At 52.9% G+C, this 21399-nt stretch carries 18 protein-coding genes; all 18 read left to right on the top strand.

Going from position 1 to position 21399, the window contains the following annotated elements:
- The 18 genes from wbpD (at window position 1) to wecB (ending at window position 21394) form a co-directional block, all read left to right on the top strand.
- Window positions 1-585: a UDP-2-acetamido-3-amino-2,3-dideoxy-D-glucuronate N-acetyltransferase gene (gene wbpD, locus KGB24_RS02710; protein ID WP_008028775.1), complete on the top strand. Its 585-nt coding sequence runs from the start codon at window positions 1-3 to the stop codon at window positions 583-585.
- A complete protein-coding gene (locus KGB24_RS02715) occupies window positions 582-1673 on the top strand; it encodes a DegT/DnrJ/EryC1/StrS family aminotransferase (RefSeq protein WP_223414076.1) in 1092 nt (363 codons plus the stop codon). Before wbpD ends, KGB24_RS02715 begins: the two co-directional genes overlap by 4 nt.
- Window positions 1674-1687: 14 nt before the next feature.
- Window positions 1688-2662, top strand: a complete 975-nt coding sequence (locus KGB24_RS02720; RefSeq protein WP_223414077.1) for an SDR family NAD(P)-dependent oxidoreductase — start codon at window positions 1688-1690, stop codon at window positions 2660-2662.
- An 81-nt stretch (window positions 2663-2743) separates the two neighbouring features.
- Entirely contained in the window at window positions 2744-4621 is a 1878-nt protein-coding gene (asnB, locus tag KGB24_RS02725; RefSeq protein WP_223414078.1) for an asparagine synthase (glutamine-hydrolyzing), read from the top strand.
- Between the two features lie 3 nt (window positions 4622-4624).
- Complete coding sequence (locus KGB24_RS02730; protein WP_223414079.1) at window positions 4625-5458, top strand: class I SAM-dependent methyltransferase; 834 nt, start codon at window positions 4625-4627, stop codon at window positions 5456-5458.
- Window positions 5458-6630: a glycosyltransferase gene (locus KGB24_RS02735; RefSeq protein ID WP_223414080.1), complete on the top strand. Its 1173-nt coding sequence runs from the start codon at window positions 5458-5460 to the stop codon at window positions 6628-6630. The genes KGB24_RS02730 and KGB24_RS02735 overlap by 1 nt, the downstream gene beginning before the upstream one ends.
- Window positions 6623-8029: an oligosaccharide flippase family protein gene (locus KGB24_RS02740; protein WP_223414081.1), complete on the top strand. Its 1407-nt coding sequence runs from the start codon at window positions 6623-6625 to the stop codon at window positions 8027-8029. Before KGB24_RS02735 ends, KGB24_RS02740 begins: the two co-directional genes overlap by 8 nt.
- The gene (locus tag KGB24_RS02745) at window positions 8013-8888 is read left to right on the top strand and encodes an NAD-dependent epimerase/dehydratase family protein (RefSeq protein WP_223414082.1); all 876 of its coding nucleotides are present in this window, start codon (window positions 8013-8015) and stop codon (window positions 8886-8888) included. The genes KGB24_RS02740 and KGB24_RS02745 overlap by 17 nt, the downstream gene beginning before the upstream one ends.
- The gene (locus KGB24_RS02750) at window positions 8881-10038 is read left to right on the top strand and encodes a hypothetical protein (protein ID WP_050550349.1); all 1158 of its coding nucleotides are present in this window, start codon (window positions 8881-8883) and stop codon (window positions 10036-10038) included. The genes KGB24_RS02745 and KGB24_RS02750 overlap by 8 nt, the downstream gene beginning before the upstream one ends.
- A gap of 1 nt (window position 10039) precedes the next feature.
- Window positions 10040-11923 carry an asparagine synthase (glutamine-hydrolyzing) gene (gene asnB / locus KGB24_RS02755; protein ID WP_223414083.1) on the top strand — a complete coding sequence of 628 codons (1884 nt, stop codon included), beginning with the start codon at window positions 10040-10042 and terminating at the stop codon, window positions 11921-11923.
- The gene (locus KGB24_RS02760) at window positions 11920-13122 is read left to right on the top strand and encodes a glycosyltransferase family 4 protein (RefSeq protein ID WP_223414085.1); all 1203 of its coding nucleotides are present in this window, start codon (window positions 11920-11922) and stop codon (window positions 13120-13122) included. Before asnB (KGB24_RS02755) ends, KGB24_RS02760 begins: the two co-directional genes overlap by 4 nt.
- A 21-nt stretch (window positions 13123-13143) precedes the next feature.
- A complete protein-coding gene (locus tag KGB24_RS02765; RefSeq protein WP_223414086.1) occupies window positions 13144-14253 on the top strand; it encodes an NAD(P)/FAD-dependent oxidoreductase in 1110 nt (369 codons plus the stop codon).
- A 16-nt stretch (window positions 14254-14269) separates the two neighbouring features.
- Entirely contained in the window at window positions 14270-15478 is a 1209-nt protein-coding gene (locus KGB24_RS02770; protein WP_223414087.1) for a glycosyltransferase family 4 protein, read from the top strand.
- Between the two features lie 56 nt (window positions 15479-15534).
- Window positions 15535-16884 carry a hypothetical protein gene (locus KGB24_RS02775; protein ID WP_223414088.1) on the top strand — a complete coding sequence of 450 codons (1350 nt, stop codon included), beginning with the start codon at window positions 15535-15537 and terminating at the stop codon, window positions 16882-16884.
- A complete protein-coding gene (locus KGB24_RS02780; RefSeq protein ID WP_223414089.1) occupies window positions 16881-18362 on the top strand; it encodes an oligosaccharide flippase family protein in 1482 nt (493 codons plus the stop codon). Before KGB24_RS02775 ends, KGB24_RS02780 begins: the two co-directional genes overlap by 4 nt.
- Before the next feature lie 25 nt (window positions 18363-18387).
- The gene (locus KGB24_RS02785; RefSeq protein WP_223414090.1) at window positions 18388-19245 is read left to right on the top strand and encodes a dTDP-4-dehydrorhamnose reductase family protein; all 858 of its coding nucleotides are present in this window, start codon (window positions 18388-18390) and stop codon (window positions 19243-19245) included.
- A gap of 18 nt (window positions 19246-19263) precedes the next feature.
- The gene (locus tag KGB24_RS02790; protein WP_223414091.1) at window positions 19264-20274 is read left to right on the top strand and encodes a polysaccharide biosynthesis protein; all 1011 of its coding nucleotides are present in this window, start codon (window positions 19264-19266) and stop codon (window positions 20272-20274) included.
- Complete coding sequence (wecB, locus tag KGB24_RS02795) at window positions 20267-21394, top strand: non-hydrolyzing UDP-N-acetylglucosamine 2-epimerase (RefSeq protein ID WP_223414092.1); 1128 nt, start codon at window positions 20267-20269, stop codon at window positions 21392-21394. Before KGB24_RS02790 ends, wecB begins: the two co-directional genes overlap by 8 nt.
- Window positions 21395-21399 lie beyond the last annotated feature (5 nt).

Genomic DNA, 21399 nt, shown 5'->3' on the forward strand with positions numbered 1-21399 from the left:
ATGAATTATCAGATTCATCCTTCCGCGATTGTCGATGACGGTGCGCAGATTGGTGACGACTCACGGGTGTGGCACTTTGTGCATGTCTGCAGCGGCGCGCGTATCGGCAGAGGCGTGTCCCTCGGGCAGAACGTCTTTGTCGGTAACAAAGTGCTCATCGGGGACAACTGCAAGATCCAGAACAACGTGTCGGTCTACGACAATGTGACCCTGGAAGAGGGCGTGTTCTGTGGGCCGAGCATGGTGTTCACCAACGTCTACAACCCGCGCTCATTGATTGAACGAAAGAGTGAGTACCGGGACACCCTCGTCAAAAAAGGCGCCACCCTGGGTGCCAACTGCACCATCGTCTGCGGTGTCACTATCGGCGAGTACGCGTTCGTCGGTGCCGGTGCCGTGATCAACAAGTCTGTGCCGGCCTATGCCTTGATGGTCGGTGTGCCGGCTCGGCAAATCGGCTGGATGAGCGAGTTCGGTGAACAGTTGGACTTGCCGCTGGAAGGCGATGGCGTTGCTATTTGCGAGCACAGTGGTGCGCGTTACGTATTGAGCGCTAAGACGCTCGTCAAGGAGGCCGGGCAATGATCGAGTTTATTGACCTCAAGATCCAGCAAGCCAGAATCAAGGACAAGATCGATGCTGGCATCCAGCGTGTCCTGGCTCATGGGCAATACATCCTCGGCCCGGAAGTGGCTGAACTGGAAGAACGGCTTGCCGCTTTTGTCGGGGCCAAACATTGCATCACCTGCGCCAATGGCACCGATGCCTTGCAGATTGCCCAGATGGCGTTGGGCATCGGCCCGGGCGATGAAGTGATCACGCCGGGCTTCACCTACATCGCTACCGCAGAAACGGTTGCGCTGCTGGGTGCCAAGCCGGTCTATGTCGACGTTGATCCGCGCACCTATAACCTCGACCCGGCACTGCTGGAAGCGGCGATCACACCGCGCACCAAAGCCATCATTCCGGTCTCTCTGTATGGGCAATGTGCAGATTTCGACGCGATCAACGCCATCGCTGCCAAATACGGCATCCCGGTGATCGAGGATGCGGCGCAGAGTTTCGGTGCCAGCTATAAAGGCAAGCGCTCCTGCAACCTGACCACCATCGCGTGCGCCAGTTTCTTCCCGAGCAAGCCGTTGGGCTGCTACGGCGATGGCGGTGCAATTTTCACCAACGATGATGAACTGGCCAAGCTGTTGCGGCAGATTGCCCGCCATGGACAGGATCGCCGTTACCATCACATTCGCGTCGGTGTGAACAGCCGGCTTGATACGCTGCAGGCTGCGATTTTGCTGCCCAAGCTGGAAATCTTCGAAGAAGAGCTCCAACTGCGTCAGCAGGTGGCAGACCGCTACGCGACGCTCCTCGGCGAGGCTCGGATTGCCGCTCCTTATGTCGAGGCACACAACACTGGCGCATGGGCCCAGTACACCGTTCAAGTCGATGAGCGCGATACTGTCCAGGATCGTCTGAAGCAGGCCGGTGTTCCTACTGCTGTTCATTACCCGATTCCGTTGAACCGCCAGCCGGCAGTCAAGGATGAACAGGCACATTTGCCGATCGGTGATGCCATTGCCAACCGGGTGATGAGCTTGCCAATGCACCCCTATCTTGGTCTGGCTGACCAGCAATTCATCTGTGAATCGCTGTCGGCCGCCACCCGCGTTTGAATGGAGTACGTCGCATGAAAGTCCAAGGTTCTAAAATTCTGGTTATCGGTGGTGCCGGCTTCATCGGTAGTTTCGTTGTCTCGGAACTGTTGAAGGCCGGCGCCGCGCAAGTCGTCATCTACGACAACTTCGCCCGTGGCAAGGTCAGCAACATCGCTGAACAACTGAAGGATCCGCGCTGCAGCCTCTACGCCAACGGCGGCGACGTACGCGAAATCGATCTGCTGAACGATGCAATGAAAGGCATGGACGGCGTTATCCACCTCGCCGCCATGTGGTTGCTGCACTGCAAGGACTTCCCGCGGACAGCATTCCACGTGAACATCGAAGGTACTTTCAACGTACTTGAGGCGTGTGTTCAGAACAATATCAAGCGTCTGGTCTACTCCTCCTCTGCCTCCGTTTACGGTGATGCGGTGCAGGTACCAATGACCGAAGATCACCCGTTCAACAACCGTAACTTCTATGGCGCCACCAAAATCGCTGGCGAAGCCATGTGCCACGCCTACCACGATCGCTTCGGCCTGAGCTATGTCGGCCTGCGCTACATGAACGTTTACGGCCCGCACCAGGACCAGACCGCGGCTTACACCGGTGTAATCCCGATCATGCTCAACAAGATCGATGCCAACGAAGGCCCGGTTATCAACGGCGACGGCACCCAGGCTTACGACTTCATCTACGTGGAAGACGTCGCACGTTGCAACGTGCAGGCGCTTGAAGCTGAAGTCACCGATCAGTTCTACAACGTCGGTACCGGCGTGCAAACCAGCATCAAGGAGCTGTGCGACGGTATCCTCGACTTGAAACAGTCCGACCTGGTTGTCGAGTATCGCCCTTACAGCGCCGACGACGCGCGCCGCATGGTGCAAAACCGTATCGGCTGCCCGAAAAAGGCGGCAGAAGATCTCGGCTTTACCTACAAGTACGAACTGCGTGAAGGCTTGCAGAAGCTGATCGATTGGCGTGCCGAGAACGGCGTGGAGTGAGTTGAGTAGTCTTTTTCAAGTTAGGGCTATGAGTGTTTCTAACGTTACTCGCTGAGTTTTGTAAGTCGGAGTTTTGACCTGATGTGTGGTATCGCCGGACTGATACACCTTGATAACAACCCGGTATCGCCTGCAATTCTGCAGCGTATGACTGACGCCATTGCCCACCGAGGGCCGGATGGTGAAGGGCATTGGATCGAGGGCAATGTTGGTCTCGGCCATCGCCGCTTGGCAATTATTGATCTCTCGCCGGCTGGCCACCAACCGATCGCTTCGGTTTCTCAGCGATATGTGATGGTGTACAACGGTGAGGTCTATAACTACCGGGAGTTGCGCACGGAGCTCGAGACACTGGGTTACCAGTTCCGTTCTCGGACCGATAGCGAGGTAGTGCTCAACGCACTGATTGCCTGGGGCGTGAAAGCGCTTGAGCGATTCAATGGGATGTTCGGTCTGGCACTGTGGGACAGGCAGGAGCAAACCCTGCTACTTGCGCGTGATCGCTATGGGATCAAGCCTCTGTACTATTCGATGCAGGGTCAGACCCTGGCATTTGGTTCCGAGCAAAAGGCGATTCTTGCCATCCCTGAGTTTCGACGCAGTCTGGACAAGGAAGCGCTGCTGGAATACTTCACTTTCCAGAATATCTTCACCGACAAGACTTTGCTCAATGACGTAAAGCTAATGCCGGCTGGCCATTACGCAGTGCTGGATCTCAAGCGTAAGTCACCCTCTCTGCAATTTACTCAATACTGGGACTATGACTTTCGCGAGCCAAAGCTTAAAGCCAGTGATGAAGAGTATCGCGAGGAGCTTGATCGTCTGTTCAAGCAGGCCGTCAACCGTCAATTAGTGACTGATGTAGAGCTTGGCAGCTATCTCAGTGGCGGCATGGACTCGGGTTCGATTACGGCTATTGCCGCCAAGTCCTATCCCTATATGAAGACCTTCACGTGCGGCTTCGACCTCAACTCAGCGTCTGGCATTGAGATGGGGTTCGATGAGCGTAGCAAGGCTGAGTACATGTCCTATCACTTCAAGACCGAGCATTACGAGATGGTCTTGAAGGCGGGGGATATGGAGAGGGTTTTGCCCAAGCTGGCCTGGCATCTTGAAGAGCCGCGTGTTGGCCAGAGTTATCCAAACTATTACGCGGCGCAACTGGCATCCAAGTTCGTCAAGGTCGTGATGTCAGGGGCTGGAGGGGATGAACTCTTTGGTGGTTATCCGTGGCGATACTACCGGGCTGTAGTGAACGATGATTTCGAGCAATACATCGACAAGTACTATCAGTTCTGGCAACGGCTTATTCCCAACGACCAGATCAAACAGGTTTTTGCCCCGATATGGGATGATGTTAAACATGTCTCGACGCGAGATATATTTCGCGATGTATTCAAACATCACGCGGATAATCTCTACACGCCTGAGGACTACATCAATCATTCGTTATATTTCGAAGCCAAGACTTTTTTGCACGGCCTGCTTGTCGTTGAGGATAAACTCAGCATGGCTCATGGGCTCGAAAGCCGAGTGCCATTTCTAGATAACGATTTGGTTGATTTTGCAATGCGCTGCCCTGTACATCTGAAGCTCAATAATCTTCAGGGGGTCGTGCGCCAGGATGAAAACCAGGTCGGGCATAAAACCGAAAACTATTTTTCAAAGACAAAAGATGGCAAGCAGATACTGCGAGACGTGATGGGTTCTCACATCCCTGCGGATATCGCGAAGGCAGAGAAACAAGGTTTCTCCGCCCCGGATGCTTCGTGGTTCAGGGGTGAAAGTATTGATTTCATCAAGGCGAAGTTGGCGCCAAGCTCGCCTATTTATAAATATATGGATTTTGAAGGTGTTTCGGATTTAGCCGAGCAGCATTTTTCAGGCAAGGAAAATAAACGCCTACTCATTTGGTCGCTTATTTCTTTTGATAAATATTTAGAAGCTTTCGGGGCCTAATTTATGTTTCAGTGTATTGGCTGCAGCTCAACTCTTTCGGCTGAAGCAAAAGGTGATGTTGAGTGTCGTAAATGTGGTGAGAAATACTATTTTTCTGAGAGCTATCTTAAGACTTATTTTGATCAAAAACTGTTTGATAATTATAAAAAAGATTACTTGTTGAATAAGGTGCTGAATAATAACGGGTATATCAGTTATCAGTTCTTGCAGGATGGCTCTATTTCTCTGCCGGATAGAGCGGATGTTGCAAATTTTCGGAGGTTCTTAAATTCAAATAGCGTGGGCGGTGTCATTCTTGATGTTGGCTGTGGCGTAATGGCGCGTCCTGGTTATCTGGATTTTGATAATAATAAATATGAAAAGTTTATTGGTCTTGATCCGATAGAAGATGATTCATTTTTTGGGTTGCGACTGGTTGCTTGCAGCGAGTTTATTCCTTTGGCTTCCGCAGCGGTCGATACTGTTGTGTTTGCTACTAGTATGGATCATGTTTGTAACCTCAAAAAAACCGTTGAGGAAAGTAATCGAGTTCTCAAGGATGGTGGGCGAGTAGTCGTTTGGATGAGTGATCGAAGCATGACTCTTTTCGAGAAATGTGTGGATTGGCTTCGCCGTCGAGGGAGTTCCTGGAAAAAAGGTTACTCAATAGATAAGTATTACGTTTACCCGAACTGGACTGTTTTGGGCGTCCCTCCAGGTGGCGTCGATCCATTTCACAGCTTTTTCGAGACTCCGGAAAAAATAATCAAGGTTTTCTTGAAGTCGGGCTACAAGCTTGTAGAGTTGGAAAAAAAATCGAAGATGGAAGTTTTCTTGTCCTTTGAGAAAGTGCAGTAATGGCTGGGTTTATTAAGAGCTCTGTATTGGTTGTTTGGGAGATCTTTCTTCTCCCTTTTGTGCTTTTTGGAGCATTGCTGGCTAGATTTTATCCGAAATCCGTAGAGATTGGTTTTGGGCCGGAGCCCTTAATAAATAATGTTTATCATGCCAAGGCGCTCAAGTCTAAGGGGTGGCAGGTAGAGACCTTCGTCGACTCAGTGTATTTTATAACCAGCGAGTTTGATGTAAAACTTGTAAGCGCTAATAAGCTTGTTTCTCGTTTGGTTAGATTGAGTTTTCTGCCTTACTTTTTTTCTATTTTTCGTTATAAGGTTATATATATATATTTTAATGGTGGTGGTTTGTATGCTGCCAGGTTTTTGTGGGTTTTAGAGCCATTTCTGTATCGTATTGCTGGTGTGAAGGTAGTCGTCATGCCTTACGGAAGCGATATTCAGGATATGCAGAAAAGTGGAGGATTGTATTTTAAGCATGTCGTCGATCAAGATTATCCAAGGCACTTTCGTCGCCGGATGATTATTCGGTGTAAGGTTTGGATATGGTCACTCTATGCAGATCACGTGATTTCCGGTTGTGACTGGGTGGATTACATGCAGCATTGGGACACATTGTGTATCTCGCATTTTTCCATTGATTTGGATCGTTGGGTCTCTGGTAGTGATGTTGCAAAATCTGGTCCAGTGAAAATACTGCATGCCCCCAACCATAAAAATATCAAGGGTACTCGTTTTTTTCAGCAGGCAGTTGAACGTTTGAAACAGAAGGGTCATGAGGTCGAGTTGGTCATGGTTCAGGGAGTTCCTAATACTGAACTGAAAAAGATGATCGATGATTGCGATATCGTTGCTGATCAGTTGGTGATTGGTTGGTATGCCATGTTTGCTATCGAGGCTATGGCATTGGGCAAGCCGGTTCTTTGTTATGTGCGAGATGATCTTGAAGAGCTATATGTTAGTGCGGGGTTGCTTGAGCGCGGAGAACTTCCACTTGTAAAGTGTTCTCCCCGTGACTTGATTGAGGTGCTGGAAAAACTTGTTGTCGATCGTTCGGAGTTGCGGGCAATAGGTGCGCGTGGTAGGGCTTATGTTGAAAAGCACCATTCGCTTGATACCATCGGGGCGATGTTTGGCGCTATCAACGAAACTCTCAAGGTCAGAAGTAATGTATAGCGTCTTGCGTAGTTTTTTTATTTACGGGATGGGAGAGTTTGTTTCTCGGGTAATCGCTTTTGGCTGCTTTCTTTTTCTCGCAGGCGCCTTGGCCAAGAAAGATTATGGTTTGATTGAGACTTATGTTGTTGCTATTGCTTTGATATGCATTGTTTGTTCGTCAGGTCTTTCAAATGCGCTCCAGGCTTTTTATTATTCTCGAGAAGAATTTGTGGGGGTTTCAGAGGCGGTTCGTCTTTCGACAGGTCTGACTGTCTTCTTGCTATGGCAGCTTGTTGCTTTTGTGTTCCTGTCACTGGTTTATTTCTTGTTGGGTCAAGAGTATCCAATTGTCGTTTTTGTATTAGCGTTTTGTATTGCTTCATTGTTGGGCTTTTCTCAGTTGATTCAAGATATTTTTCGCCTGCGCTTTCAGCCTGTCCGCTACTTGATCGCCAGCCTCTTCTCAAAGGGGGTCGCGGCAATAATATCTCTTGCCTTTGTCATGGCCGGGTTTGGTGTTGAAGGCTATTTGTATGGATATGCAATAGCACTTTTTGTTGTCGCAGTTGCTCTTTCATATTGGCTACGTGATGTTTTATTCAAAGGTTTTGATGTTGATTTGGCGCGAAAAATGCTGCGCTACGGTATTCCGTTTATCTTTGTAGGTTTTGGTAGTTGGGTGTTTTCTTCGATTGACCGTTGGATGCTTGCTACCATGGTTGGGCTGGATTCGGTTGGCGATTATGCTTTCTCAGTCCGGATCTCGTTTCTGGTGGGGTTCCTTTCATTGGCATTTGGACAAGCTTGGGCGCCGCTCGTCTTTAAACTAAAGGAGTCTCGTCCTTCGGATTGCTCTTCTATTTACGGGGAGGTCCTCCTTGTTTTTACTTTGGTGATGTCGCTTCTGGCTGCTGGGGTTTCTGTTTTCTCGGGTGATTTTGTTCACATGTTTTTCTCTGAAAAATATGGTGATGTCGTTCCTGGGATATTTGTTCTTTCTTTTGCATGTGTTGTTCAGTCAACAACAAGTTTTACCGCTATTGGTATCTCTTTATCTCGAAAGACATATTACTTTGCCTGGATGACTTGGGGTGTGGCGCTATTTAGTTTTTGTCTGAATTTGTATATGATTCCGAACTATTACTATTTTGGAGCGATTATTTCAAATTTTTTCAGTGTTTTAATATTAACAGTTTGTTATTTTGTATTTTCGCAAAGGTTGTCGCCTATGAAGTTTAGGTTTTTTGATGTTTTATTTGCGGCTGGAATAATATTGACTTTGTTTTGTTTTTCGGCGTTATTTGTTTTTTATTTTAATGGCTTGCTGTTGGGTAAAGTTGTATTCTTGCTCTTTGCATTTTTGCTTGTGGGGTTTTTTTCCATGAGAGTCGGGAGGCGTTATGTCCATACTGCGTAAGACTGTACTGTTGACAGGCGGGGGCGGGCTTTTGGGGCAGGCACTTGCCTCATCCGCTCCTGATGGGTGGGATATATACAGTGTGGGTAGAAATCTACCTCAATTGCCATCTGTCACCAATATTGAACTGGATCTGACAGACCCTGATTTTTGCGAACGTCTACCCGCCAAGGTGGATGCTATTGTTCATCTTGCACAATCTCGACGATTCAGAGAGTTTCCGGCAGGTTCGCTGGATGTGTTTGCGGTCAATTCGATTGCTACGCTTAAGCTTCTGGATTATGCACAGCGTGTTGGATGCAAGCAGTTTGTTTATGCCTCTACGGGAGGAGTCTATAAGCCGGTAGAAGGAGTCCTTACTGAAAGTTCTCCAATACTGGATTGCGATTCGTCCAGCATTTACCCAGCCTCTAAAATTGCGGCTGAGATGATGCTAGGTGCTTATAAAAGCGTTATGAATGTAGCGATCTTGCGATTTTTCTTTATTTATGGCGAGGGGCAAGAAAGCACTATGCTTATGCCTAGGCTTGTGTCCAGCGTGAAAAATGGAGATCCCATTAATTTGGCAGGTGAAAACGGGTTTTCGTTTTGCCCGCTGTATGTAAGTGACGCGGTACATTTGGTTTCCTCTGTCGTAGAGTCTGAATACTCCGGCGTGTTGAACGTTGCGGGACCTAATGTCATGAGCTTGCGTGAAGTGTGTGATGTGATAGGCACTGCAATCGGACGAGAGCCTGTTTATAAGGTCCTTGATACGGCCCCTGTGAATTTTGTTGTTGACTCCTCTCGCCTGGAAGAAAAATTTGGACGGATGCATCACTCATTCGAAAGCGTCGTCGGTCGAGTCGTTAGTGAATAACCTCAGAGTGCTTCATGCCCCCAGTTCTGTGGGCGGCAACCCCCAGGCGCTCAGTCGAGCGCTGCGGATGCTGGGTGTGCGCAGTTATTCCCTTGTGGTGTCGCAGAATTACCTTGCCTACCCGGCAGATCTGGAGCTGCATCGCCCAGGGCAAAGTTTAGTGATGCGCGAGCTGAAACGGCTCTGGGCAATTCTGTTCTTGCTCCCGCGTTTCGATGTGATTCATTACAACGCAGGCACTACGCTGGCTAACGCCTATGCCTTCAGTTTCAGTCCGCGTCAGGGCGCAAGAGGTTTTCTGCGTCTTTTTTATGCGGGCTACTTGCGCACATTGCAGCGACTTGAAATTGCCTATGTGCGCATGCTGGGCAAGGCTGTATTTGTCACCTATCAGGGCGATGACGCGCGTCAGGGCGATTACAGTCGGGAACATTTCGCCATCAACATCGCCAGCCAGGTCGACGAGGGTTACTACTGCGCCGCTTCCGATGCCTTCAAACGGCGCAATATCAAGCTGCTTTCGAGTATTGCCCATCAGGTCTACTCGGTGAATCCCGACTTGTTGCATGTGCTTCCCGAAAGCGCACGTTTCACCCCTTATTCGCTTGTCTTTCTGGATGAGTGGGTGCCTTCCTATACCCAGGACCAGAACCGGCCTTTGCGTATTGTGCATGCGCCAAGCAACCGTAAGGTCAAAGGTTCGGATCTTATCCTTCGTGCACTGGACCGGTTGCGTGTTCAGGGTTTCGAGTTCGAGTTGCTGTTGGTTGAAGGCATGAGCAACGCCGAGGCGCGCAAGGTTTATGAGTCGGCGGATGTGCTCGTGGATCAGCTGTTCGCAGGCTGGTACGGCGGTTTGGCGGTGGAACTGATGGCGCTTGGCAAGCCGGTGCTCGTCTATATTCGGGATGAGGACTTGGGATTCATTCCGCCTGAAATGAAAGCTGATTTGCCCTTTCTCCAGATTACCCCCGTTACGGTAGAGGACGCATTGCGCGATTTATTGCTGATGCCGCGTGAGTCGCTGGTGGCACTCGGCAAGAGAAGCCGTGCCTTCGTTGAGCGCTGGCATGATCCCCTGAATATTGCTCGCGATATCAAGGAAGATTACGAAAATACCCAGGATTTGCATGTAGAGGTCGCCAAATAAGATGTGTGGAATTACAGGGGGATTCTGGCGGGCTGCACCTGCGGGGCTGGATCAACGAATCGATACTGCATTAGCCGCGATGCGTCTTCGAGGCCCGGATCACCAAGGCTTTGATCGTCATCCGGTTGGCGAGGGTGCGGTCGTTCTCGGCCATACGCGCCTCGCGATCATTGACCTTTCCAGTTCAGGTCAGCAGCCGATGTACTCCGCCGATCAACGATTCGGGCTGGTGTTCAATGGCGAGATCTATAACTACCTCGAATTGCGGGTGGAGCTGGAGGCCCTTGGGGCACGCTTTCGCACGCATTCGGACACTGAAGTGTTGCTGGCAGCCTGGAGCCAATGGGGCAAAGCAGCGTTGCCTCGGTTCAAGGGCATGTTTGCCTTCGTGGTGTTTGATCGTCAGGAAAACTCACTGACCTGTGTTCGAGATGCATTCGGCATCAAGCCGTTCTTCTATGCGCTGGAGGATGGCGCGTTCATCTTCGGCTCAGAGCTACCCGCCCTGCGAGCGCTGAAGAGTCAGCGCTCAACGCTGAATTGGCAGCGTGCCTACGATTATCTGGTACATGGCGAATATGACTTTGGTCAGGAAAGCTTCATCGAGGGCGTGGTCAGCCTGCTTCCGGGTCAACTGCTGACTGTCGACCTGGCCACGCTCAAGGTGTCCAGTCCCGAGACCTGGTGGAAGCCTTCCATCGTACAGACCCAATCGATCAGCTTTGCCAGCGCCAGCGATCAGCTGCGGGAGATGTTTCTCGACAACGTGCGCCTGCATATGCGCAGTGATGTGCCGGTCGGCGCAGCCCTGTCCGGAGGTGTCGATTCTTCCGCAATCGTCTGCGCCATGCGTCACCTGGAACCGGACTCGGATATCAACACGTTCAGCTACATTGCCCGGGGCAGCGTCGTCAGCGAAGAAAGCTGGGTAGACAAGATCAATGCCCATGTCGGCGCCAAGGCGCATAAGGTGATTGTTTCTGGAGACGAACTGGCGGCTGATCTCGAAGACCTGATTGCCGCCCAAGGGGAGCCGTTCGGCAGCACGAGTATCTACGCTCAGTATCGCGTTTTCAGGAAGGCCAAGGAGCAGGGCATCACCGTGACTCTGGAAGGGCAGGGCGCCGACGAGAATCAGGGTGGCTACAGCGGTTATGCGGGGCAGCGTATCCGCAGTCTGCTGGACAAAGGACAGTACCGCGAAGCCTGGAGCTTTTTGAATCAATGGTCGCAATGGCCTGGACGTAGCCGGCTTGAAGGTCTGAAACGGGTTGTTGGCGAGTACAGTGATGGCCGCTTGCACGATCTGTTGCGAGGGCTTAACGGTATGGACAATTGCCCTGCGTGGATCCGCCCCGGCCCGCTGCGTGAAAGCGGTGTGCATCTTGGTTTTCCGAAGCATGCGCCACAGCAAAGCCTGTCGGGGCGACGCATGATGAGCACGTTGGCAACCTCGTTGAATACGCGTGGCCTGCTCGGCCTGCTTCGCCACGGTGATCGCAACTCGATGCGTTTCTCGGTGGAGAGCCGCGTACCGTTCCTGACCGCTGACTTGTCCGACTTCATGCTGTCATTGCCAGAGGAATACCTGGTTTCGCCGGGTGGTGAGACCAAGCACCTTCTGCGCTCGGCATTGCGCGGGATCGTGCCGGCCGAGGTGCTGGATCGACGCGACAAGATCGGTTTCGCGACGCCCGAGCAGCAATGGCTGATGGGCATGGCCGATACGCTGCGACCTTGGCTGGAAGAGGATCTGGGTCTGCCATTTCTTGACCAGGCCAAGTTGCTAGAGCATTTCGACGCAGTCGTTGCGGGGCGTCGCCCCTATACGTGGCAGGTCTGGCGCTGGGTCAACTTCGCCCGCTGGTACGGTAGCTTGCGATGAGTGAGTCATTACCACGGGTACTTTACCTGCATCCTGCCGCGGCATTCGGTGGCGCCTCAAAGAGCCTTATCGAACTGTTCACCCGATTGCACGCGCTGGGTGTGCAGGGCACGGTCGTGACGCCTGACGGTCCGGTTTGCGAGGCTTTTGTCAAAGCCGGCATGGACGTACGCAAGGTCAAAGGGCTCAGCCAGTTCGACAATACGCGTTTCAGCCACTATCGCCGTCTACGCTGGATAATCCTGCTGCGAGAGGTCTTCTTGCTGCCGTTTTCATTGGCCGCGATCTGGCGCTTGCGCCACGAAAAGTTCGATTTATTGCACGTTAACGAAGTGACATTGCTGCCCTTGGCCATCGTCGCCAAATGGCTGTTGCGGGTGCCGATGCTGGTGCATGTTCGCTCCCTGCAACGCGCGCCGGGGTCCGGCTTGCGTACCCGGTTGGTCAATGCATTGTTGCGACGACATGCCGAGGCTGTCGTGCCGATCGATCATACGGTCGCAGCAACGCTACCGGCAGACTTGCCCCTGAGCATCGTGCACAACGGCCTTGGTATTGAAAACGGCGTACAGACTCGGCCTTCGCGACACGCCGGGGAGCCCGTGCGTGTCGGGTTTCTCGGCGTTCTGATTCCGCTCAAAGGCATTTATGAGCTGATCGAGGCGATGCGTATCCTGAAGACGCGCAAGGTCAATATCGAGTGTCTGATAGCCGGGGAAAACGCTCGCAAGCTCACCGGGTTGAAGGCATGGGCGCTGCGCAAGCTGGGTTTTGCCGATGATGTGCGTGCCAATGTTGAGCAGATGATCAGCGAACACGGATTGCAGGAACAGGTCCGTATGCTGGGGTTCGTCGCAGACGTCAGGTCGTTGTATCCGCAGCTCGATATTCTCTGCTTTCCCTCTCATCTGGATGCGGCTGGCCGACCCGTATTCGAGGCTGCGTTCTATTCGATTCCAAGCGTGGTGGCGGTGACAGATCCTGTGCCGGACGCGCTGTTGCACGAAGTGACCGGACTGGCAATCCCGCGGCCCGACCCGGAGCTGCTTGCCGATGCCTTGCAACGTTTGGCAGAGGACCACGTCTTTCGCCAGACACTGGGCCGCCAGGCTCGCCAGTGGGCAGAGGAAAACTTTGCGATCGAAGCCAACGCGCAGTTGATGCACGACGTTTACCTGCGTCTTCTTTCCAAATCCTGATTCTTACAAGGCACTCGCGATATGAGTTCTTACGATTGTCTCGTCATCGGCGCCGGTGTCATCGGGTTGGCCTGCGCTTCGCGCCTGGCGCGCTCCGGGCAGCGTGTGCTGGTGGTTGAAGAGGAGCGCTGGATTGGCTCGCATACCTCCAGTCGCAACTCGGAAGTCATTCACGCCGGCATCTACTACCCGCCCGGATCGTTGAAAGCACGTCTGTGTGTGGAGGGGCGCGATTTGCTGTATCGCTGGTGCGCGGACCATCATGTGGAGCATCGGCGGATCGGCAAATTGCTGGTCGCGGTGAGCCCGGATGAAATCGCTGCGCTTGATGCCCTTCAAAAGAATGCGGTGCAATCGGGTGTGGACTCGTTGCAGGAAGTCAGTGCGGCGCAACTTCGTCAAATGGAACCAGCGGTCGCCGGCGTGGCGGCTTTGCTCTCGGCAGACACTGGCATTATTGATAGCCATGCCTACTTGCAGTCCATGCTTGGCGACGCGCAACGACACGGTGCGGATCTGGCGCTGGAGACCCGAGTCTTGGAGTTACAGCACAATGGCGAGCACTGGCTGGTGGAAGGTGAGAGCTGCGGCGAGTCTTTCTCCCTGGATGTACAGCGGGTGATAAACGCGGCGGGGCTGTTTGCCAGTCAACTGGCGTCGCGCATCGACGGCCTTGAGGCGCGTCATGTGCCGCAAACCCGATGGTGCCGGGGGCGCTATTTTTCCTACAGCGGGCGTTCGCCATTTTCACGTCTTGTGTACCCGATGCCGGAAGTGAACACGGCGGGCCTCGGCGTGCATGCAACGCTCGATATGGGCGGGCAAGTGAGATTCGGGCCGGATGTTGCCTGGACCGACACCATCGACTATCAGGTCGAAGAAGAACTCAGAAACGATTTTGCCCTGGCGATCCGTCGCTATTTTCCGGGGCTTGATCCGCAGCGCCTGACGCCCGGTTACTGCGGTATCCGACCTAAACTCTCCGGGCCAGGGCAGCCAGCCGCAGATTTCCTGATTCAGGATCCACAAACCCATAGCCTGCCCGGACTGGTTAACCTTTATGGGATAGAATCCCCGGGGCTGACTGCCAGCCTTGCCATTGCCGATCACGTTGCCAGGATCCTTGATTGAATTCCCCTGATTACCTATGAAGATTCTCGTTCTCTCCCAATACTTTTGGCCCGAAAGTTTTATTATCAACGACATTGTGCGCACCCTCGATGAGCAGGGGTATGAAGTCGTCGTGGCTACTGGCAAGCCTAACTATCCGGATGGCAAGATTTTTGATGGCTACAGCGCGAGAGGGACGCAGTACGAGCGCTATCTCGGGAAGATTGATGTGCTTCGAGTACCGCTCTGGCCGCGTGGGGAAGGCGGGGCGAAAAACCTGATACTCAATTACCTGTCGTTTGTCCTGGCTGGCTTGCTGTTTTTGCCCTGGATGCTGCGCAAGCGAGAGTTTGACGCGATTCTGGTTTTCGCTCCGTCGCCTGTCTTGCAGGCCATTCCGGCGATTCCACTGAAGTGGCTGAAGAAGGCAAAGCTTGCTTTGTGGGTTCAGGATCTGTGGCCGGAAAGCCTCAAGGCCACTGGTTTTATCCACAATCCTCATGCGCTCAGGGCGGTGGGGTGGCTGGTAAAAGGCATCTATCGCTGCTGCGATATCTTGTTGGTGCAGTCGCGTGCCTTTTTTGAACCGGTTTCGCGCTACGCTGATCGCGAGAAAATCGTTTACTACCCCAACTCCATGGATGCCAATTCGCCTGTGGATTTGGTGCCTGTTCCCGCTGAACTTAGCGAACTGCTGGACCAGTATTTTTGCGTGGTTTTTGCCGGCAATCTGGGGACTGCGCAGGCTTTGGATACCCTCGTGGAGGCCGCCGGTCACTTGCGCGATGATCCGCAGATCCGACTGGTTCTGGTTGGAAGCGGAAGCCGCCTGGCGTGGCTTAAGTCACAACAGCAGGCCCTTGGTTTGAATAACCTCATTCTGGCCGGACGCTTTGCGCCGCAAGCGATGCCGCAAATTTTTGAAAAGTCATCTGCATTGCTTGTTTCGCTCAACGATAACGAAGCTTTTGCACAAACGGTGCCGAGCAAGATTCAGGCGTATCTGGCCGCGGGTCGACCGATTCTTGCCAGTATCAATGGGGAGGGCGCACGGGTTGTCTTAGAGGCCGGCGCGGGTTTGGCGTCGGCGGCCGAGCAGGCTTTGCCTCTGGTGGAAAACATTCGTCGCCTGCAGGCGCTCAGTGCCGCCGAGCGTGAGGCCATGGGGAAATCGGGTCGAGACTATTTTGACGTGAATTTTGATATGCCGTCCCAAGTGGCCAATTTGATTCGTCTATTATCATGAATATTGTGTCGGCTTTTTGTGTTTTTTTTCTTTTTAAGTGATTGGGAAGGTGTCTCTTGAGCTATTTTTCTGTGGGTATTAAAGCCCTTCCTGTTTTCTTAATTGGAATGATTTATTTTCCGGCATCATTGCTCGGGTTGGTTTTTTTTCGTGATAGAGAAGCTGTCGAACTTCTTTTTCTGATCTTGTTGTTTTCTGTGATTTATTTTTCTTCTTATGGTTTTTTTTCGAAGATATTTTTGTCTTTGGCAAAGAAGTCATCTCGTTGGTTTAGCGCTTCTAATGCATTTTGGTATCGTCTGTCGCTTCTCGCGTTCTGTATATATGCGGCGAGTCTTGGCTATGCTGTGTATCTGGCCGATTCTGTGCCTTTAATAGTTGCACTTAAAGGCGGTACGTTGATGGAGATTGCTCAGGCTCGCGGTCGGTTTTTGGCGGGTTTGGAAGGTTATGAAAGTCTGCTTAGATATGCGGTTTTTATTTTAGGGCGTTCTGTAATGCCTCTGGTTTTGGTGGCTGCATTTGTTACTAAATCCAAGTTGAGGTATTGGCTTCTAGGGGCGTTGCTTGTTTTTTCAATGTTGTCGTTGGAAAAAGCCGCGCCAGTCTTTATTTTCCTGCCGTGTATATTATATTTTTTTGTTTCGAAGCGTTGGTCGAGTGTGCTTGCTGCAGCGATTTTAATGTTAACTAGCATTGGCGTTATGACGATTCTCGCCTTGGGGGGGGTTGGGGATTCGCAGTCGGGGAACGTAGACAGGGTTGTCGAGGATCCTGCGGCCCAGCAGGTGTCGATACCTCCAGGTATGCCGATTCAAGAAGCCATGGGGCGACCCGGACGTTTCTATTTGCCGGATATGATCCAGGCCAAGCTCAAGTTTGAAACCTCTCCAGTCAGTCCAGCTGCGGTATCGGGCAAGCTATTGATCTTGTTGAACAGAATCGTATGGATTCCCTACATAACAGCTTATGACTGGCTTGGCTTTCATCGAGCAGTGCTCGATGGCGAACTTACTCTAGGCCGCTCGGTGAGTTTTATTCACCATCTTTATGGTGAGCCTAAAATGCTTGTTGAGAAAATGGTTTATGTGTATGAGTTTGGTGCCTCTCCCGGTGGTGCTGGTGCGTCCAACACCGTTTTCTTCGTAGATGCCAAACTTGCGTTTGGGTGGGTTGGAGTGGTGTTGTACTGCCTTATTTTTACATTTTGTGCGGCCTGTATATTTTCCTCTGGTAGTCGGGTCTTGATGGTGTCGAGTGTTGTTTGTTTCTTTGTTGCGTCAGTGAGTTCACTGACCGCTACGCTTCTCAGTGGCGGACTCTTTATATATGTGGTGTTGGCTTTTCTACTTTTTGAAAGGCACGCCGCCTCGCCTGCTATTAGTAAAACTGGTGGTGATAAATGAAGCCAGGCATGGCGGTGTCTACATTAAAGACTGCCGTTGGGCAATTCTTCGGTCTGTTACTGGGGGCGGTTGCCGTCAAGTTGCTGGCGGTCTTGGCGGGACCTGCCGGCGTCGGGCTGTACTCGGTTTTGCGGCATTTGCAGCAAATGCTTTCGTCGGTAGCGTCGATAGGTGGACAGAACGCGGTTGTTCAGGGCTTGAGCAGTCATCAGGGCGTGGCCAGGCAGCAGTTCTTTTTGTCGTCCTTCTATGTGTTTGTTCTGGCGAGTCTTTTACTTTCGGCAGCCATATTGATTTCCGCGGATTTTATTGCCGCCTGGATTTTTGCAGGTGAACATGCGTCTGCTATTCGCTGGCTGATCATCCCGATTGTTCTCGGGGCACTGCTGTTCTTCTTTCGAGGCGTGCTCACTGCTGAAATGCAGTTCGGTGCACTGAGCATCGTCACCATGCTGACAGGCCTGGGGGCTGCCCTCGTCGCACTGCCGGTCGGGTTGGTCTACGCTCGCGGATACCCCAATATCATGGTTCTGCTGCTTGCCGGCGGGCCTTTACTCGGATTGCTTGCAGCGTTCATCTTCGTGCGGCGTCAGGGATACTTTCAAGGTTTGACGGCGGTTGCGCCAAGTGGTGCTACCTGGAACGCTACCGTGCGGTTTTTGCGAGTAGCGTTGCCTTCATTACTGTCATTGTTCCTGACGCTTGGCAGCGTTTTGATCGTACGTAGTTACATTGTGCGGCTCTACGGGCTGGAAGGCGCGGGGCAGTTCGATGCGGCCTGGAGCATCAGTGCCATGTATCTGGCCCTGTTCCTTACGTCATTACAGAGTTATCTGTTGCCGGAACTCAGCCAGGTAGGCACTGGCGCTGAAATGCGTTCGGCGTTAGCCAAGGCGTTTCATTTTTCGCTTTTGATATCCTTGCCGCTGATCACCGGTCTGGTGGTCATGAAGCCACTGATTGTTTCTGTGCTGTTCAGTCATGAGTTTCTCCCCTCTCTAAATGTACTGCGCTGGGTCCTCATAGGGGATTTTGTCAGGGTCTTGGGTTGGGTTATTTCAACGGCACTGGTAGCGCGAGCGGATATGAAGGGCTTCGCGCTGGCCGAGGGCCTTTGGAGTATCATTTTCATGTCGATGTCGCTTTTGCTGTTATCGCATGGGCTGGAGTGGGTCGGCTTCGCGTACCTGGTGAGTTATGTGTTTTACCTTGCATTCCTGACGTGGCGTCTGTGGACGTGTCATGGCGTGTCGTTGGAGGGAAGAAGGCTTTTGTACTGGTTGGGTGGATTTTTACTGGTCGCCCTTTCCGCTTGGCTTTGCTGGAACGATCGGGAACTCTATTCCTGGCATTTCACGCTGATCTTGCCGGCAGTACTGTTCAGTTTCTTGATCATGCGCTCTGACGAGCGACTCTTCGCTCGGCAATTGCTGGCGCGCTTGAGGCTTAGATTGGCTGGTTTTTCGGGACGCCGTTAAGTCCGCCCGACGTTTAAGGATAACTATGAAGATTTTGATTCTGGGTATAACCGGCATGCTCGGCAGCACCGTGTTTCGAGCGTTCTCTGCCGATGCCGAACATGAAACATGGGGCACCGTGCGCAGTGGCGCTGCGCTGCGGCACTTTGCGCCGCAAAGCCAGGAGCGTCTGCTCAGTGGCGTGGATGTACTCGATCAGGACGCGCTCGTCGCGGTTTTGGCGAAAGTGCGCCCGGACGTCGTCATCAACTGTGTCGGGCTGATCAAGCAACTCGCCGACGCGAAGGACCCCCTGTCTGCGCTGCCGATCAACGCCATGTTGCCGCACCGACTCGCGCGGCTGTGCGCCTTGAGTGGCGCCCGGCTGATCCATATCAGCACCGATTGCGTCTTCTCGGGAAGCAAGGGAGGCTACCTGGAAAGCGATCTGTCGGATGCCGAAGATCTGTATGGCAAGTCCAAGTACATCGGCGAACTGCACGATCTGCCCAACGCGATCACCCTGCGCACCTCGATCATCGGACACGAGTTGAGCTCCAATCACTCGCTGGTCGATTGGTTTCTGGCGCAGGAGGGCAGCGTTAAAGGTTTTTCCCGGGCTATTTTCTCCGGGTTGCCCACCGCTGAGCTGGCTCGTGTCATGAAAGACTTCGTCCTGCCGCACCCGGAGCTCAATGGCCTGTATCATGTCGCCGCAGAACCGATTGCCAAGCTGGACCTGTTGACCCTGATTGCCAGCCAATACGGCAAGTCCATCGAGATCCGCCCGGACTCGGCACTGGTGATCGATCGGTCGCTCAACAGCGAACGCTTCACTCAGGCTACTGGATACAAAGCCCCAACCTGGTCTCGGCTCATCGAGCTGATGCACGCCACTCGCTAACGAATTCGGAAGGTTTACATGTTCGACGACAAGGTATTGATGATCACCGGTGGCACCGGTTCTTTCGGTCATACGGTCCTCAAGCGTTTTCTCAATACCGCTGTGCGCGAGATTCGCATCTTCAGTCGTGACGAGAAGAAGCAGGAAGACATGCGCATCGCCCTGGCCAATGACAAGGTCAAGTTCTACATCGGTGATGTTCGCGATTACGACAGCTTGCGTCAGGCGATGGTCGGGGTGGATTACATCTTCCACGCAGCGGCGCTGAAGCAGGTTCCGTCCTGCGAGTTCTATCCGATGGAAGCGGTGCGCACCAACGTGCTGGGTACTGAGAACGTGCTCAATGCCGCCATCGCCAGCGGTGTGCAGCGGGTTGTGGTATTGAGCACCGACAAGGCGGTCTATCCGATCAACGCCATGGGTATTTCCAAGGCGATGTCCGAGAAGTTGATGGTCGCCAAGTCGCGCATGATCCCGGCCGATGGCCCGGTCATTTGCGCGACCCGTTATGGCAACGTCATGGCCTCGCGCGGTTCGGTGATTCCTTTGTTCGTTGACCAGCTTCGCACGGGTGGTGCGCTGACGGTGACCGACCCGGAAATGACGCGCTTCCTCATGTCGCTTGAAGATTCGGTTGATCTGGTTCTGCATGCGTTCGAGCACGGCCAGCAAGGCGATTTGTTCGTCCAGAAAGCCCCGGCCTCGACAGTCGGCGATCTGGCCGAAGCGCTCAAGCAACTGTTCGGCAAGAAAAACGATGTCAAGGTGATCGGTACTCGCCATGGCGAGAAACTGTACGAGTCGCTGGTTTCCCGCGAGGAAATGGCCAAGGCCGAGGACATGGGGCGTTACTACCGGATTCCGGCAGATAACCGTGACCTGAACTACAACAAGTACTTTGTCGAGGGCGAGGAGCGTATATCCGAGTTCGACGACTACACCTCGCACAATACAGAGCGTCTGGATGTATCGGGCATCAAGGAACTGTTGCTGAAACTCGATTACATCAAGGAGCAACTCGATGCTTAAGGTCATGACGCTGGTCGGTACACGTCCCGAACTGATCAAGATGAGCCGGGTCATCGCCGAACTGGATCGCCAGGTTAATCATGTCCTGGTGCACTCCGGGCAGAACTACGATTACGAGCTCAATCAGGTGTTCTTCGATGACCTGGAAATCCGCAAGCCGGATCATTTCCTCGGTGCTGCCGGCGATACGGCCGCCAAGACCATCGCCGAAGTCATCGCCAAGTCGGATGAAATCTTCGAACTGGAAAAGCCTGATGCGTTGCTGCTGTACGGCGACACCAATACTTGCCTTGCAGTGATCTCCGCCAAACGGCGCAAGATCCCGGTGTTCCACATGGAGGCGGGTAACCGCTGCTTCGATCAGCGGGTGCCTGAAGAGCTGAACCGCAAGGTGTTGGATCACCTCAGTGACATCAACATGGTGCTGACCGAGCATGCTCGCCGTTACCTGATCGCCGAGGGTATTCGCCCTGAAACGATCATCAAGACCGGCTCGCACATGCAGGAAGTGCTCGAGTACTACATGCCCAAGATCGAGCAGTCCGATGTGCTGGCACGCAGCGGCCTCGAACAGGACAAGTTCTTTATTGTCAGCGCCCACCGCGAAGAAAACGTCGATACGCCGGATAACCTGCGCGATCTGCTGGATACCTTGCGGGCCCTGGCCGATCACTATGGTTTCCCGGTGATCGTTTCGACTCATCCGCGCACGCGCAAGCGTCTGGAAGCCTTGGGCGAATCGCTCGATCACCCGTTGATCCAGTTCGTCAAACCTTTCGGTCTGCTGGACTACATAAAACTGCAGATGTCGGCGTTCTGTGTGCTTTCCGACAGCGGCACCATTACCGAGGAAGCCTCACTGCTGAACCTGCCAGCCGTCACCCTGCGCAATGCCCATGAGCGTCCCGAGGGGATGGATGAAGGAACATTGATCATGAGCGGCCTGAAGCGCGACTCCGTGATGGATGCGGTGCGGGTGGTCACCAGCCAGCATTCTCGCGAGCAGCGCAAGGTGCCACTGGTGCCGGATTATCAGGGCGGACCGGTTTCGCTGCAGGTGGTTCGCGTGGTGCTGAGTTACACCGATTACATCAATCGCACGGTGTGGAGCAAGGCTTGAGCCCA

This window comes from Pseudomonas sp. BF-RE-25, from assembly GCF_019956105.1.
Taxonomy (GTDB): domain Bacteria; phylum Pseudomonadota; class Gammaproteobacteria; order Pseudomonadales; family Pseudomonadaceae; genus Aquipseudomonas; species Aquipseudomonas migulae.